This window comes from Secundilactobacillus mixtipabuli, assembly GCF_002217925.1.
Taxonomy (GTDB): Bacteria; Bacillota; Bacilli; order Lactobacillales; family Lactobacillaceae; genus Secundilactobacillus; species Secundilactobacillus mixtipabuli.
Map to the genome: position 1 here is coordinate 1 of NZ_BCMF01000073.1, position 237 is coordinate 237.

The 237-nt window shown below is 43.5% G+C and carries 1 pseudogene; it reads left to right on the forward strand.

Features of this window, described 5'->3' with window-relative positions:
* Nucleotides 1-237 (forward strand): annotated as a pseudogene (locus tag IWT5_RS12415) (ISL3 family transposase); the annotation flags it as partial.

Genomic DNA, 237 nt, shown 5'->3' on the forward strand with positions numbered 1-237 from the left:
ACCCTTGGTAATAATGTGCTGTTAAAGTTAAATCGACGTAATTTCAAATGTAAGGAATGTCAGCGGACTTTCTTGGCTCAAACCAGTTTAGTGCCAAAGCACTGTTCAATTTCCAGTTTCACCCGCCAAGAATGCTTAGAACGACTCGCAGAGCCGGTCTCACTAAAACATCTCGCTAACGAATTGGCGACTTCTGCTAGCTTTGTTGCCCGTATGTTAATGCAGTCCGAAACTTAC